Source organism: Pontibacter flavimaris, from assembly GCF_001907195.1.
In the GTDB taxonomy this organism is placed as follows: Bacteria; Bacteroidota; Bacteroidia; order Cytophagales; family Hymenobacteraceae; genus Pontibacter; species Pontibacter flavimaris.
Window position 1 is genome coordinate 126346 of record NZ_LVWA01000005.1, and the last position, 15357, is coordinate 141702.

Annotated in this window: 17 protein-coding genes; 13 read left to right on the plus strand and 4 right to left on the minus strand. The window is 52.5% G+C overall.

What is annotated here, in order from left to right:
* Window positions 1-636: 636 nt before the first annotated feature.
* The 5 genes from A3841_RS09005 to A3841_RS09025 all read left to right on the plus strand — a co-directional run bounded on the left by A3841_RS09005 (window position 637) and on the right by A3841_RS09025 (window position 5792).
* Complete coding sequence (locus A3841_RS09005; RefSeq protein ID WP_073852002.1) at window positions 637-1884, plus strand: bifunctional 3,4-dihydroxy-2-butanone-4-phosphate synthase/GTP cyclohydrolase II; 1248 nt, start codon at window positions 637-639, stop codon at window positions 1882-1884.
* A 210-nt stretch (window positions 1885-2094) separates the two neighbouring features.
* Window positions 2095-2781: a hypothetical protein gene (locus A3841_RS09010; RefSeq protein ID WP_073852003.1), complete on the plus strand. Its 687-nt coding sequence runs from the start codon at window positions 2095-2097 to the stop codon at window positions 2779-2781.
* 109 nt (window positions 2782-2890) lie between these two features.
* The gene (locus A3841_RS09015; protein ID WP_073852004.1) at window positions 2891-3535 is read left to right on the plus strand and encodes an HAD family hydrolase; all 645 of its coding nucleotides are present in this window, start codon (window positions 2891-2893) and stop codon (window positions 3533-3535) included.
* Entirely contained in the window at window positions 3532-4116 is a 585-nt protein-coding gene (locus A3841_RS09020; protein WP_235861337.1) for a DUF3267 domain-containing protein, read from the plus strand. The genes A3841_RS09015 and A3841_RS09020 overlap by 4 nt, the downstream gene beginning before the upstream one ends.
* A 191-nt stretch (window positions 4117-4307) precedes the next feature.
* Complete coding sequence (locus A3841_RS09025; RefSeq protein WP_073852006.1) at window positions 4308-5792, plus strand: S10 family peptidase; 1485 nt, start codon at window positions 4308-4310, stop codon at window positions 5790-5792.
* Between the two features lie 164 nt (window positions 5793-5956).
* On the opposite strand, the gene A3841_RS09030 is transcribed toward A3841_RS09025, so the two are convergent.
* Both A3841_RS09030 and A3841_RS09035 read right to left on the minus strand, forming a co-directional pair.
* Window positions 5957-7429: a PQQ-dependent sugar dehydrogenase gene (locus tag A3841_RS09030; RefSeq protein ID WP_073852007.1), complete on the minus strand. Its 1473-nt coding sequence runs from the start codon at window positions 7427-7429 to the stop codon at window positions 5957-5959.
* Between the two features lie 115 nt (window positions 7430-7544).
* Window positions 7545-8066 (minus strand): cupin domain-containing protein, encoded by a 522-nt coding sequence (locus A3841_RS09035; protein ID WP_073852008.1) that lies wholly within the window; start codon window positions 8064-8066, stop codon window positions 7545-7547.
* Window positions 8067-8136: 70 nt separating this feature from the next.
* On the opposite strand from A3841_RS09035, the gene A3841_RS09040 reads away from it, so the two are divergent.
* The 8 genes from A3841_RS09040 to A3841_RS09075 all read left to right on the plus strand — a co-directional run bounded on the left by A3841_RS09040 (window position 8137) and on the right by A3841_RS09075 (window position 14127).
* A complete protein-coding gene (locus tag A3841_RS09040) occupies window positions 8137-9222 on the plus strand; it encodes a Gfo/Idh/MocA family protein (protein WP_073852009.1) in 1086 nt (361 codons plus the stop codon).
* 86 nt (window positions 9223-9308) lie between these two features.
* Entirely contained in the window at window positions 9309-9722 is a 414-nt protein-coding gene (locus A3841_RS09045; RefSeq protein ID WP_073852010.1) for a Dabb family protein, read from the plus strand.
* 339 nt (window positions 9723-10061) lie between these two features.
* Window positions 10062-11366 carry a DUF885 domain-containing protein gene (locus A3841_RS09050; RefSeq protein WP_073852011.1) on the plus strand — a complete coding sequence of 435 codons (1305 nt, stop codon included), beginning with the start codon at window positions 10062-10064 and terminating at the stop codon, window positions 11364-11366.
* A 154-nt stretch (window positions 11367-11520) separates the two neighbouring features.
* Complete coding sequence (locus A3841_RS09055; RefSeq protein WP_073852012.1) at window positions 11521-11997, plus strand: Dps family protein; 477 nt, start codon at window positions 11521-11523, stop codon at window positions 11995-11997.
* 203 nt (window positions 11998-12200) lie between these two features.
* Window positions 12201-12629, plus strand: coding sequence for a hypothetical protein (locus tag A3841_RS09060; protein WP_073852013.1), 429 nt, complete (start codon window positions 12201-12203; stop codon window positions 12627-12629).
* Window positions 12630-12806: 177 nt separating this feature from the next.
* A complete protein-coding gene (locus A3841_RS09065; protein WP_073852014.1) occupies window positions 12807-13148 on the plus strand; it encodes a type II toxin-antitoxin system RelE/ParE family toxin in 342 nt (113 codons plus the stop codon).
* Window positions 13132-13443: a helix-turn-helix domain-containing protein gene (locus tag A3841_RS09070; protein ID WP_073852015.1), complete on the plus strand. Its 312-nt coding sequence runs from the start codon at window positions 13132-13134 to the stop codon at window positions 13441-13443. Before A3841_RS09065 ends, A3841_RS09070 begins: the two co-directional genes overlap by 17 nt.
* 120 nt (window positions 13444-13563) lie before the next feature.
* Complete coding sequence (locus A3841_RS09075) at window positions 13564-14127, plus strand: DUF4256 domain-containing protein (RefSeq protein ID WP_073852016.1); 564 nt, start codon at window positions 13564-13566, stop codon at window positions 14125-14127.
* A gap of 269 nt (window positions 14128-14396) precedes the next feature.
* On the opposite strand, the gene A3841_RS09080 is transcribed toward A3841_RS09075, so the two are convergent.
* On the minus strand, window positions 14397-14840 hold the full coding sequence (locus A3841_RS09080) for a DUF421 domain-containing protein (protein WP_073852017.1): 444 nt from the start codon (window positions 14838-14840) through the stop codon (window positions 14397-14399).
* Between the two features lie 12 nt (window positions 14841-14852).
* Window positions 14853-15356 carry a hypothetical protein gene (locus A3841_RS09085; RefSeq protein ID WP_073852018.1) on the minus strand — a complete coding sequence of 168 codons (504 nt, stop codon included), beginning with the start codon at window positions 15354-15356 and terminating at the stop codon, window positions 14853-14855.
* Window position 15357: the final 1 nt, after the last annotated feature.

Consider the following 15357-nt stretch of genomic DNA (forward strand, 5'->3'; position numbering starts at 1 on the left):
CCACGTTAGTGGCAGCGCCCTGGCGCAGGAGGGAACACAGCGCGATGCGGGAAGACGAGCCCTCCCGGGCTAGAGGGAGCCAAAGCTAGAGATGAAACAGTAGGTTTGTAAGTCTGGAGGATGAACGGAAGCAAGCAAGGATAGCTTGTTTCAAGTTGCTGGAAGCAGCGACTAAGAGAGGTATAAGTATGATTAAAGTATAAGGTATAGCTGAAGTATAAAAGTATAGCCAAAGCGAGTATGGCTTTTCAAGCCAGTCGGGTTACAAACCCGACGCCATGGCAGGATACAAGTCTGAAGACTTGCACCATGGGGAAAGGCAAGTATAAAAGTATAACTGAAGTATAAATCGAAAGGGAAAGTATAACCCAAGTATAAAATCCCTTCATTCCGACAATCTCGATTCAGACAAGTATAAAAGTACAGCCAAGTATGAGCACTGGCAGGATTGCGCCTACACGTATAGCCCCGGAAGCAGGCAAGCCTGAAATCCCACCCCCTCCTCAACTAATTCCCCTTCAAAACTGTTATCCAATAAAATAGCAGAATTGCGGTACAAACTTTATATTTTTGTACTGCTTTACAAAAGACCAACAGTCCTGCCGCCGCTGGCGGTGCGGGCATAAACTATAACATATGGAAACCAATACAACTGGTGATGTCAGGCCGCTGGACAGCATTGAGGCTGCCATTGAGGATATACGCCAAGGCAAGGTGGTGATTGTGGTGGACGACGACGACCGCGAGAACGAAGGCGACTTTGTCTGCGCCGCCGAGAAGATAACGCCGGAGATCGTAAACTTTATGGCGACCCACGGCCGGGGCCTTATCTGCGCGCCGCTTACCGAGGAGCGCTGCGACGAGCTGGGGCTGGAACTGATGGTAGGCCGCAACACCGCGTTGCACGCCACGCCGTTCACCGTGTCGGTAGACCTTATCGGCCATGGTTGCACCACGGGCATCTCCGCCTCCGACCGTGCCAAAACGATTTATGCGCTGGTCGACCCGAACACAGATCCGCACTCCCTGGGCAAGCCAGGACATATTTTCCCGCTCAAGGCAAAGAAAGAAGGCGTGCTGCGCCGCGCCGGCCATACTGAGGCATCCGTGGACCTGGCCCGTTTGGCTGGTTTGGCGCCCGCTGGCGTGCTGGTGGAGATCATGAACGAGGACGGCACCATGGCCCGCCTGCCGGACCTGGTGAAAGTGGCCGAGCGCTTCGACCTGAAACTCATCTCGATAAAGGATCTGATCTCGTACCGCCTGCAGAAGGAAAGCCTGATAGACCGCGAGATTGCCGTGCAGATGCCAACCGACTTTGGCGTGTTCGACCTGTATGCCTTTACTCAGCGCAGCAACGGCGCTAAGCACCTGGCCCTGGTAAAGGGAACCTGGGAGGAAGGCGAGCCGGTGCTGGTGCGCGTGCACTCTTCCTGCGTTACCGGCGATATTTTCGGCTCCTGCCGCTGCGACTGCGGACCGCAACTGCACGAGGCCATGCGCATGGTAGAGCACGAGGGCAAGGGCGTGGTGGTATACATGAACCAGGAGGGCCGCGGCATCGGGCTGCTGAACAAACTGAAAGCCTACAAGCTGCAGGAGCAGGGGCTGGATACGGTAGAGGCGAACCTGGAGCTTGGCTTTGGCATGGATGAGCGCGACTACGGCGTGGGGGCGCAGATCCTGCGCGACCTGGGGGTGAGCAAGATGCGGCTCATTTCCAACAACCCGCGCAAGCGCACCGGCCTGATGGGCTACGGACTGGAGGTGGTGGAGCGTGTGCCGATCGAGGTGGTGCCGAACGAGCATAACCAGAAGTACCTGACTACCAAGCGCGACAAGCTGGGCCACGATATCTTGAAGAACGTAACGTTCACCAAGTAAGCGTTTTTACCCCATATTTAAACCTGCACGGCAAGCTAAAAGCGAGTTGTGCAGGTTTTTTTAGTTTTCAGGCCTATTCGCTACGGCAAACAGGCAACCTTTCTCTCTGAAAATCATACAAAAAGTATAAGATACTGTAAATGAGAGGGTATGCGTGCCTGTGGGTGTGAATTTTTGTGATGTATTGTATCAGAACTGCTGCTGAAAACTATGAAAAACAATATTTGTGTAATCTCATGGCTGCTGGGTGCCATGCTGATAAGTTGCCTGCTGCCAACAGAGGCATCCGGACAGTACAGACCTACCATTGATGTGCAGGAATGGCCTTCCGGCAAAGTTGTACTTACTTCCGGCGACACCATCTACGGCCCTGTCACTTTTTACCGGACCGAGGAGGTAATCAGTGTCTTAAATGAAGATGGTACAAAGAGTTCTTACTCTCCTGTAAATGTGCAATATTTTGTGGCCCAGGAGGAGCCCAGCGGCAGGGCTTACACATTCAGGTCGCTGCCCTGGGACCTGGGCCGCGGATATACCGATTTTAAGAAGCCCACCTTTTTCGAGCAGCTCAACCAGGGCGACTTCACCCTGATCATGCGGGAGGAGTATACCCAGAAAGACGCCTCGCGCGCTGAGATGCTGTACGCGCACAACGCCATGTATGGCTCGGAGTATTATGTGCCGGGCAGCGAGTGGGTGGACCAGATCAAGGGCCTATACTACATCATGCTGCCCGATGGTGAGATCGTAACGCTCCGGAACGTGCGCCGTGACCTGCACCAATTATTCGGCAACAAATCCAGGGAGGTGAAGCGGTTTGTGAAGGAGAAGAAGCTCAGCTACGAAAAGCAGCATCAGCTCATCGCCATCGTTAACTTCTACAACTCCCTTAAGTAAAAAGCAAGTACAGCAAGTGGTGAAGTATGGCCCTGGAGGGGCCAGCCATACTTGACATGCAGGCCAAAACCCGTACCTTTACACTTTTACCTAGCGTAGCCCTACCTACATGCCCCACACCCGATACGACGGCCTCATCTTTGACCTCGATGGCACCCTCTGGGACTCTACCCAAACCATTGCCGAAGCCTGGAACGCGGCCTCTGCCCAATTCGATTTTGTGGACCTCACCCTTGCCCGGGAAGACATCCGCGGCATTGCCGGCATGCCTTACGACGCCATCTACCAGAAGCTTTTCCCAGGCCTGAACCAGGAGCAGCGGCAGCAACTGCAGCAAACGGCCGCCAAACTGGAACTGCAGTACCTGCAGGAACGCGGGGGAGAGTTGTACCCGCACTTGCAGGAAACGCTGGAACTGTTACAGGCAGAGTACCGCCTTTTCATCGTCAGTAATTGCCAGAGCGGCTACATCGAAACCTTCCTGCAGCACTTTGATTTGCAGTCCTACTTCACCGACATTGCCTGCTACGGCGATCAGCGCCTGCCCAAGAGCGAGAACATCCGGGCCGTAGTGCAGCGCCACCACCTGCAGCAGCCCGTGTACATCGGCGATACCCAGGGCGACTACAATGCCAGTGAGCAGGCTGGCGTGCCGTTTATACTTGCCCGGTATGGCTTTGGCGAGGTGGAGGCACAGGTGCCAGGTATAGCATCTTTGGCGGAGCTGCAGGAGCTGGTGCAGGTGGAAAAGTGAAGGAAGCGACCTATACCAAGACAGAGCTGACGCTTACCGCTGCCGAGGCCAACGTGCAGGCGCTGGTGTTTATGCTGCCCATCCTGGTGCTGTACCTGGTGCCCTATGTGCTGTTGTGGCCGGAGCAGATAAGCCTTAAAGCCATAGAAAGCTTTGTACTGGCGCATGGAGTGCAGGTGCTGTTTTATCCCTTCCTGATGCTGCTAGTGTTTGTGGCGGGGGCGGTGGTGCACGAGTTGCTGCACGGCCTTACCTGGGCGCTTTTCTGCAAAAATGGCGTTAAATCGATAAAGTATGGCGTGCATTGGCGCTACCTGACACCCTACTGCCATTGCCAGGAAATGCTGCCGCTGCGCCCTTACATCCTGGGTGGTATTATGCCCGGTTTGGTAATGGGGCTAGTCCCGGCCCTTTGGGGTATGGCTACGGGCAACCTGTTGTTGTTCCTCTTCGGGCTATTTTTCTCCATTGCCGCTTCCGGTGGTCTGCTCGTGCTCTGGATGCTGCGCCGCGCCAAATCCTCTGACCTGGTGCAGGACCACCCCGAGAAGATGGGCTGCTACGTGTTCAGCAGAAAGTAGTTGTTGGTTATTAGTTGTTAGTTACTCGCTATCGGTTACTAGCTTCTTAACTTTCTAACTCCCAAAATCTCTTACTCCTAAACTTTCCAACTCCCCACTTTCTCTATTTCATTTTCACTATATTGTAGATTCCTTTTACCGCGCATCAGCGTTAGGTTTGATTTTTGAATCTATAGTATACTAAATTGAAAATGAGAAAGCTTCTGGCACTGGCCATACTTCTGTCCATCGTAGTGCTTCCGGCGGCGGCACAGCGCGCCATCCACCCTGATTCCACCGTTACGACCAAACACCAGGTAACCATTAAGGGGCAGCGGGTACCCTATACCGCTATCACTGGTACCCAGCCCGTGTGGGACGAAAATGGCAAAACCATCGCCGGTCTGTTTTATACTTACTACGAGCGCTCCGATGTGAAAGACCGTTCCACGCGCCCGCTGGTGATCTCCTTTAACGGTGGCCCGGGCTCTGCCTCGGTGTGGATGCACATTGCCTACACCGGCCCGCGCCTGCTCAACATTGATGACGAAGGTTACCCGGTGCAGCCTTACGGCTTCCGCGAGAACCCAGAATCCATACTTGATGTGGCCGACATCGTGTTTGTCAACCCCGTAAACACCGGCTATTCGCGTATGGCCGAGGGCGTGGACAAAGATAAGCTGAAGGAAAAATTCTTCGGGGTGCAGGCCGACGTGAAGTACCTGGCCGAGTGGATCAACACCTTCGTGACGCGCAAAAGCCGCTGGGCTTCACCCAAATACCTGATCGGGGAGAGCTACGGCACCACGCGCGTGGCGGGCCTGGCCCATGAGCTGCAGAATTCGCAGTGGATGTACCTGAACGGGGTGATCCTGGTGTCACCCACGGAGCTGGGCATTGAGCGTAACGGCCCGGTGGATGCGGCGCTACGCCTGCCATACTTTGCCGCCACGGCCTGGTATCACCAAAAACTGCCGCAAGACCTGCAGCAAAAAGACCTGACCGACCTGCTACCCGAGGTAGAGGAATTCACCATCAACGAACTTATCCCGGCCATTGCCCGGGGTGGTTTCCTGGAGGAGGCACACAAAAAGCAGATTGCCGCCAAGATGGCCCGCTACGCTGGCATCTCGGAGCAAAGCATACTGCAGCACAACCTCGACGTGCCCCCCAGCTTTTTTTGGAAAGAGCTGCTGCGCGACCAGGGCTATACCGTTGGCCGCCTCGATTCCCGCTACAAGGGCCTTGACAGTCAGGAAGCCGGCGTACGGCCCGATTTTAACGCCGAGCTAACCTCTTGGCTGCACTCCTTTACGCCGGCTATTAACATGTACCTGCGCGACGAACTCAAGTATAAGACTGACGTGAAGTATAACATGTTTGGCCCGGTGCACCCGTGGAACAGCAATAACAACAATACCGGCGAGAACCTGCGCCAGGCCATGGCTCAGAACCCCTACCTGCACGTGCTGTTCCAGGCTGGCTACTACGACGGCGCCACCGACTACTTCAACGCCAAGTATAGCATGTGGCAACTCGACCCCAGCGGTCGCCTGAAAGACCGCCTGAGCTATAAAGGCTATCGCAGCGGCCACATGATGTACCTGCGCAAAGAAGATCTGGTAAAAGCCAACGAGGATATCCGCGAGTTCATCCGCATCTCCACCCCGAAGAAAGGCCAGCCAGCAATGTATTAAGCCATACTTTGTTGGTGATAACACCAACAATGGCAGGAAACGGACTAAATGTAACCTACAGCAGCAGGAAGAAGTATAAGCACCTATCTCACCTTAAAACACTAAAAGCCGCAGACACTCCAGGGTGTTTGCGGCTTTTGCTTTTTGCCGGAGCAAGTATAAACTTACTCCACCGGCACCAGCCTGTAGATCGTGCCTGGTGTTTCCACGGCTACGTAGAGGTAGCCATCCGGTCCCATTTTCACGTCGCGCACGCGGCCGATATTCTTCAGCAGCTTTTCCTCGCCCAGCACTTTGGTGCCATCCATTTTCAGGCGGCTCAGGAACTGGAAGCGCAGCGAGCCCACCATCAGGTCGCCCTCCCAGTTTTTATAGCGGCTGCCGGTTACAAAAGCCATCCCTGACGGACCAATGGAAGGTACCCAATAGTGCAGCGGCTGCTCCATGCCTTCTTTCTTGGTAAGCTCGGTCAGCACGGTGCCGTTGTAATTGATGCCGTAGGAGATAACCGGCCAGCCATAGTTTTTGGCTTTCTCAGCAATATTTACCTCGTCGCCACCGCGCGGGCCGTGTTCGTGTGTCCATACTTGGCCGGTTTGTGGGTGCAGTGCCATGCCTTGTATGTTGCGGTGGCCGTAGGAGAAGGTGCTGGCCACAGCTCCTTGCTTGTTCACAAACGGGTTATCCGACGGAATGCTGCCATCGTCCTTAATGCGGTGCACCTTGCCGGCGTGGCGCGCCAGGTCCTGCGGGTTCTCATCGTGGTTGCCGCGGTCGCCAACGGAAATGTACAGGTAGCCGTCCTTATCAAACTCCAGCCTAGAGCCGTAATGGTGGCGGGTTTTGCTATAGGGCAGGGCCTCAAAAATTACTTTCTGCTCCGAAAGCTTGTTGCCGTTTAGCTTGGCGCGCATTACCGCGGTGGAGGAGAGCGTTTGGCCGCCTTCTTCTTTCACCGCAGAGTAGGAGAGGTAGAGGATGTTGTTCTTGGCAAAATCAGGGTGCAGTTCCACATCCAGCAAACCGCCCTGCCCCTGTGCCAGCACCTTCGGCGCGCCTTCTACTGTTTGCAGTTTCCTATCCTTAGAGAGGCGGTAGAGTATACCCGAGCGGTCTGTGATCAGCATCTCGCCACCCGGCAAAAAGGCCATGCCCCAAGGCACATCCAGACCAGTGGCTACCGTATCAAGGCGGAACTTTTGCTCCTCGGATTGCTGCACGGCCTCAGCAGTTTTCTCGCTGCCAAAATCATAGGCTTTGATCCCTTTTATACCCTGCTGGATGTAGGCCACCAGCCCGTTTAGCTGCTCATCGGAAAACGTCTCGGCAAAGGCAGGCATGCCCTCGTCCGGGTAGCCGTGCTTGATGGCCTTGAACAGGTCTTCGTCGGTGCTGCCGTGTTTCCATTTGCGGTCAGCAAAAGCTTCCAGTTCCTCGCCGTGGCAGCCCGAGCAGTAGCTGATGTAGGCAGCCTTGACGCCCGCCAGGTCAAGTTCCGGGGCAGTGGCTTGGGTGGCAGCGGCTATGGCGTTGGTGGTGGCGCTGGTGGAGGTAGAGGAGGAAATGGTGCTGTTGCAGCTACTAAAGCCAAGTATAGCAGATGCCAGCAAAGTATACAGATAGGATGTTTTCTTCATGCGATTCTGTTTGCGTAGAAAAGATGTAAGTATAGTTCTTAACAAATATAGGGATACTGGCTGTTATTCAAGTACAGGCTTAAGGCTGGTGAGGTGATTTTACGCAAGTATGAATTTATACTTGCCGCTGCTTCCAGTGCTGCAGCAGCGGACCTTCTTCTCCGAACGCCGGATCGGCAGTGGGCAAACTTACCTTTTCAATGTGCTTCTTCTTCTCTTCGGGGTTGTCTTTTTCGGTGCAGATGTCGTAAGCTTCCTGTCCGGCAGGGTAGGCGCCTACTACCTCGAAACCAGCGGCGGAGGATTTCAGGTAATGGCCTGTGCCTGCCGGCAGCACCAGCATGTCGCCGGCTTTTACTTCTAATTCTTCGCTTCCGGGGCCACCAAGTATAAGTATGGCCGAACCTGCCGTTACGCCCAGCACCTCGTGCGATGTGCTGTGATAGTGGTGGTAGCTGAACACGCCGTTTACCCAGCTGCCGCGCCAGTTGTTTTGTTGAAAGGCTTCTTTAAACTGGCTCACCAGGTCATCCTTCTCCGGAAACATCTGCGCATATACCAGCAAGGGCAGTTGCGGGTTGTTGGGGATGTGGCCGTGGGGCTGCAGGAAGTAAGTAGTTGTTGTTTGTTTTGTCATAATTCCTATATTTATACGTATAAGGACGATTCTCACCCTGAAGGTTAAAACAAACGATAAGATGTATACTATGCCCCACGGAACAGCGCCCTTGCGCATACTGGTAGTAGGCTGTGGTAACATGGGCGCCTCGCACGCGCTGGCTTACCATACTATGGATGGCTTCGAAATCTGCGGCCTGGTTTCTACCGGCGCGAGCAAAGAAGTTTTGAACGAGCAACTTGGCGGCGGCTACCCCCTGTTCAGTAACTATGAGGAAGCCTTGCGCGAAACCCGCCCGGACGCGGTCTGCATTTCTACCTACCCAGATACCCACGAAGCCTATGCTATTAAAGCCTTGGAGCAGGGCTGCCATGTGTTTGTAGAGAAACCGCTGGCAGACACCGTGGCGGGTGCCGAGCGGGTAGTTGAAGCAGCCCGGCGCGCGGCCAAAAAAGTAGTGGTGGGCTACATCCTGCGGCACCACCCTTCCTGGGAGCGCTTTATCTCGCTAAGCCAGGAGTTGGGCAAGCCCCTGGTGATGCGCATGAACCTGAATCAGCAAAGCCACGGCCGCATGTGGGACGTGCACCGCAACCTGATGAAGAGCCTGAGTCCGATTGTGGACTGCGGCGTGCACTACATCGACGTGATGTGCCAGATGACGCGCTCCAAGCCAGTGCAGGTGAGCGCTATTGGGGCAAGGCTTACGGACGACATCCCGGAGGACAACTACAACTATGGCCAGCTGCAGATCCGTTTCGAAGACGGCTCAGTGGGCTGGTACGAGGCCGGTTGGGGACCGATGATGAGTGAAACGGCCTTCTTTATCAAGGATGTGATCGGGCCGAAGGGTTGTGTGTCGATTGTGGCGAGAGACGCAGGCGGAGCCGGAAAGTCGGATTCGGTGGCGGCGCATACCCAGACCGAGGCGCTCCGTTTCCACCATGCCGACGTGGATAAAAATAACCAGTTCCTGAAAGAGGATACTTGGATAAACCTGGAGGACGAGCCGGATCACCAGGAACTCTGCAACCGGGAACAGCGCTTTTTCCTCAAAGCCATACAGGAAGGCCTGGACCTGACAGAGCACCTGGAGGACGCGGTAAACAGCCTGCGCATCGCCTTTGCCTGCGACGAGTCCGTGCGGACAGGGCAGGTGGTGCGGCTTGCCTAATTATACTTTACCGCGCACTTCCGGCATCGGGGAATCTGCCTAGGTGCCGTGAAGTATAGATTGATAAATCACGAAAATCAGACTACATGAAAAAGCTATCCAGAAGATCCTTCCTCGGAAGCACGACCTTTCTATCCTTTGCCGGTGCGCTGGGCCTGATGCCCCTGTTTGCCAGTGCGCAGAAAAAGCCTAAAAACAACTTTGTGCACCATGTATACTTCTGGCTCTACAACCCGGACTCCGCGGAAGACAAAGCCAAATTGATAGAGGGGCTGAACACGCTGAAGGCCATCAAGGAAATACGCCTGGCTAAAATAGGTGTGCCTGCCACTACCAACCGCGATGTGATTGAGCGGGACTACGCCGTGTCGTGGTTACTGTTCTTCGATAACCTGGAGCAGCAGGAAGTCTACCAGAAACACCCCGTTCACCTGCAGTTCGTGGAGAACTACTCGTACCTGTGGTCGAAGGTGATCGTGTATGACTCGGTGGATGTGTAGGGAAGTGAAGATTTATACTTTATAGGCGCAAGCGTTCGCTTGTGCCTATGTTTTTCCGCCAGTCGGCCTGCTTTAAACAAAGCCATACTTCATGCTGCAAGTTTAGCGTCAGCGCAACTTGTAGCTTACGGTGGGGCCAGTTTGTAACTGGCTGTGTTCAGAATTATACTTTCGCCAGTTATAAACTGGCGGCATGCTATCCACCAGTTACCGCTGCGCTCAAACTGGCGGTATGTTATTGAAACCGCTGAATCAGGGAAAGGCAGATGCCTGCATCAGAAAATTTCTTCCTAAGTATAATTCCCAATCCTTTCTTTCATACTCAACTCAAACCCCCCTATGAAAAAAGCATTTTTGCTCCTGCTGGCCGTAGCTTGCTGGGCTTGCACCTCCACCCAAACAGAAACCACTGAAGTAGCCACCATGGACCAACTGGCTGAGCGCTACGTGAAAACCCTGCTCCAACTGGGCCAGTACGACAGCGACATCGTGGATGCCTACTATGGCCCGGAGGAGTGGAAGCCGACGGAGCCCGCTGCAGACTCGCTTCCGGCAGCAGAATTCCTAAGTGAATTTAGAGCGATACAGGAGCAGTTGCAGGCGCAGGATACCGTAGGTTTGTCTGCAGACGAGCAGCGCCGCTTGGCGATGTTCCAAAAGCAGGTGCTGGCCGCTATCACCAAAGTGGAGATGATGCAGGGCAAAAAGTATAGCTTTGATGAAGAAGCCAAACTGCTCTACGATGCCGAGCCGCCGCACTACGAGCTCGCTCACTTTGATTCTATACTTGCTGAGATAGACCGTGAGTTGCCGGGGAAGGGAAGTATAAGCGAGCGCTGGGAGGCTTACCGCGCGCAGTTTGAGATACCCAAAGCCAAACTGGACACCGTGTTTAAAGCCGCCATTGCCGAAGCCCGTAATCGCACCAAAGCTCACTACCAACTGCCAGCGCAGGAAAGCTTTAAGCTGGAGTTCGTGACGGACAAAGCCTGGTCAGGCTACAATTACTACCAGGGAAAAGGCTACAGCCTCATTCAGATCAACACTGATTTCCCGATTTACATCGAGCGCGCCATCGACCTGGCCTCGCATGAGGGCTATCCGGGGCACCATGTGTTTAACGTGCTGCTGGAGCAGAACCTGGTGGATAAAAAAGGCTGGAAAGAGTACTCGATTTACCCGCTCTTCAGCCCGCAGAGCCTGATTGCCGAGGGCAGCGCCAACTACGGCATCGAGGTGGCTTTTCCGGCAGAGGAGCGCCTGAAGTTTGAAAAACAAGTGCTGTTCCCGCTGGCTGGTCTGAACGCTGCGGAGGCCGACCGCTACTACAGCATACTTGCCAAAATTGGGCAGCTGGACTTTGCCGGAAACGAGGCGGCCCGGCGCTACCTGAACGGGGAGATCAGTCGCGAGGAGGCCGCCGATATGCTGGTGAAGTATAACCTCTACCAAAAAGACCGCGCCCTGCAGCGCACCCGCTTCATGGACAAGTACCGCAGCTACGTGATCAATTATAACCTGGGCAAAGAACTGGTGCGCCAGTACATAGAGCGTAACGGCGGCACCGACCAAAACCCGCAGAAGCGCTGGGAGCTGTTTGAGGAGCTGCTTTCCAACCCCTACTCGGCCTCCATGCTAAAGTAAATGCTGCAAACATTCCCCGTAAACCGTAGTTGTTTATATGATGGCTTGTCTGTATGGGAGAGCGTGGCCACCGATGACATTGTCATTGGGCCTAACAAACAGGCTGGCTACTTTAGATGCAAACAATATTTCATATATAAAAGAACTAAAAACTATGGCTAATAGAAACCTGATTGGGATTGACGCTGACAGGGCGAAACAGCTCGCAGCTAAATTGAATAACCTGCTGGCCAATTACCAGCTGTTCTACATCAACGCGCGTGGCTTCCACTGGAACATTAAGGGCGACAAATTCTTTGAGCTTCACGCCAAGTTCGAAGAGCTTTACTCTGACGCCATTGTGAAGGTGGATGAGATCGCCGAGCGCATCCTGACACTGGGCCACACGCCTTTCCACTCTTTTTCAGAATACCTGGAGCACGCTACCATTAAAGAGGTAGCCAACGTTTCGGACGGCGATAAGGCGGTGCAGGAAGTGCTCAACGGCTTTAAGGCGCTCCTGGAAGGGGAGCGGGACCTGCTGGCGCTCTCCGCCGAGGTCAACGACGAGGGTACCAACGCCCTGATGAGCGACTACATCCGGGAGCAGGAGAAATCGGTGTGGATGTACTCGGCCTACCTGAAAGAGTAGAATTTTATACTTTGGCAGTAACAAGAAAGCCACTCCATCCGGGGTGGCTTTTATACTTTAAAATAATTATTGGATTTGCATTTATAAATTTATATATAGTATTGACTAGCCCAGTTCCGTTTAGCCGCCGGATTTGGGAGGATAGCAGGAGTAGAGTTTCTGTTATGCTTTAGTTAGCGGTAAGCCTGAGTTTAAAATAGAAAATGAAAAAGATATGGAGTAAGTATAAAACCCTACTATTTTTCGGAGTTTTTATTCTACCAGTCTATTTCTGTGTACCAAGTTCAAACTATACTGATTGTAAATGGAATGAAGACTTTAATAAATTGAAATTTGAAGGTGTTATTCAGAAGAAGTATCTCGATAAGTCTGACCATTCTGTACCAAAAGTTGTGTTAAAAAATTTTCAAAATAACCTAGATACCCTTTACTTATTTGGGGAAGATACTGGTATTTATGAGTCTATTAGTTTAGGAGACACCATTAAGAAAGCTTCTGGCACACGGCTGATATTGAAGATGAAAAATCAAAAATATGTAGCCTACAAGACTGTTGAATTTGGTTGTGACTCGGTTGAGTTGAGAAAAGAAGAGTACTTATTCAAATTATATGATTTGTTAGGCAATAATTAAACCTTACGGAAAAGTATAATAAATACTTTGAATAAAAGTCAGCCGCTAACCACACCTATTAGGCAGCTACGCCACTGTTTAGCCAAATCCGTCATGGAGAATAAGGAATTATAAAGGTATATTTTTTTGTAATTTATAGTAACTTTTAAGTTACATTTACTGTTGAAAGTACAGCAGATGGAGAAGATCAGAGAAATCATCGCTTACAAAAACTACTTTGAAGATTTCCTGAAGGAGCAACCCGTTAAGGTGCAGGACAAGATATTCAGGATTTTGGAAGCGATAGAAACGCTTGAGCGGGTGCCTCAAAATTACCTGAAGCACTTGACAGGCACAGATGGACTTTATGAAGCACGCGTACAACTTGCTTCCAACATCTGGCGGGTGTTCTGTTTTTTCGACGAAGGCAAGCTGGTTATTTTACTTAACGGCTTCCAGAAGAAAACACAGAAAACACCAAAGAAAGAAATCAAGAAGGCACTACAATTAATGGCTGAATATTATGAAGGGAAAAGATAAAGAAAGAGAAGTTAGTTCTTGGGCAGATATCAAGAACAGAGTGTACGGAGTAAAAGGCACAGAGCGACGCGATAACCTTGAAAGGGAGTTCGAATCGTTTAAAATCGGGCTTGAGCTGAAAAAGGCCCGTGAAGCTCGGCATCTTACTCAGCAGGAGTTAGGGGAAATTATAGACAAGAAAAGAACCTACATCTCCAGAGTTGAAAACGACGGAAGTAACTTGACGCTCAAAACCTTATTCGACATTGTTGAAAAAGGATTGGGCGGAAAAGTGAAAATCTCTATTGAGCTCTAAAAGTAGAATTACTACCCCGTAACCCGGTGCAGCCGTAACCCATTGCTGTGCTAAGGGCTTCGGCTACACAAAACCGCTAACATCCCACCCAACCCTCAATCTATTACCACCTGCACAACAATGGCAAATCAAAAGGAACTGCAACCAGAACAGCACGAAGCACTACTCCAAACGTTAAAAAACCGCTTCGAGAAGAACAGGAACCGCCACAAGGAGCTGGCATGGCCGGAAGTACAGGCACGGCTGGAAGCCAACCCCGGAAAACTGTGGTCGCTGCAGGAGATGGAGAGAACCGGCGGAGAGCCGGATGTGGTGGGGTATGATGAACAGACGGGCGAGTACATGTTTTACGATTGCTCGGCGGAGAGCCCCAAAGGCCGCCGAAGCGTTTGTTACGACCGGGAAGCGCAGGAGTCAAGGAAAGAGCATAGGCCAGCGCACAACGCCGTGGATATGGCTGCTGCCATGGGCATAGAGTTACTGACAGAAGAACAATACCGGCAGCTGCAAAAACTCGGAAGCTTCGATTTAAAGACATCGAGCTGGGTGCAAACGCCTGCCAAGATACGGGAATTGGGCGGTGCCCTCTTCTGCGACCGCCGCTACGACCAGGTTTTCCTGTACCACAACGGCGCGCAATCTTATTATGCCGCCAGAGCTTTCCGTGGTTCGCTAAGGGTCTGAGCAGTACAAGCAGCAAATTTAAGCCGAAGCCATACTTTGCCTACCGGTCCTACGAAGGGTTTATACTTTATACTTGCCGGCGATGCAATGTTTATACTTGCTGTGTGTGCTCACCAGCAAGTATAAAGCCTCCTGATTATCAAATTGTTGGTGAGAACACCAACAATGGCCCTGGAAATTCCCCTCTTGGGAGGGGCAGGGGTGGGTTTACACCTTCAACAAAGTAGTAAAGCGCAACCTAGGTTTTATACTTGCTGGCTTCCGGCTTGCTATTCTTTCGGGATGATGGTTATCTTGCCGTCTTTCTCCAGAATGGCATAACGGATCTGGTCGAGCCGCTGCAGGCCCTGCATTTCGCGCGCCGACTCCAGGATGTCTGCCTCGTCCACGCGCTCCTTCTTCATGCGGTCCTGCAGCAGCCTCCCATTCTCTAAAAGTACCAGCGGTCCGCCATCTATAAGCTTTTCCATCGGAAGGAACTTCTGTTTCAGCAGCGACATCAAAATATCCAGCGTTACCAGCGTGATGATGAGCAGCATACTGCCCGTCACGGAGTGGTCTTCAGTCAGGAGTGCCTGCTCTGTTGTCTCGGCTATGATCAGGAGCAGCACAAAGTCAAAGACAGTGGCCTCCGTCAGGGCGCGTTTGCCATTTATCCTGAAAATGATGAGCAGGAAGACGTATAGTATAATCCCTCTGATGATGGTTTCCATACTTTACTAGGGTTATGGGTACACGAATTGGGAAACAGCAATTGCCTCGCCCGCAGGGCCGTGGGCAGTGAAGCTGAGATTACCGGCATGCAGGGGCTTTACATAGAAAATGATGTGGCTTTGTGCCTGCTCTACACTGAAAGTATAGGTTATCCCTTCGGGGCCCACCTGCACTTTTTCCGGCTCGGGCACTACCTGTTCTACTCGTTGTTCCTTATAGAAATCGGTGCTGAATCGAATAGCAGGCTCAGAGGTTTGCAGTTGCTGCAGCGTTACTTTCAGCTCACTCGGGACCTGGTGGCGCAGGTAGCGCTCGTACTCCAGCGTCATGTGCTGCGAGGCTGTAGCTTTCGTTTTCTTGCTGATGCCCGGCAATCCGCCATCACCGGTAAAGCCGAGCAGGGCCGCCAGGATAATCAGCAGCATCAGTCCCCAAACAATGCGCTGTATGGTCCAGGTCCTACGCTCCAGCTCCAGATCTTCGTCAATTTCAAGATCCTGGTATTTCTTTTTCATA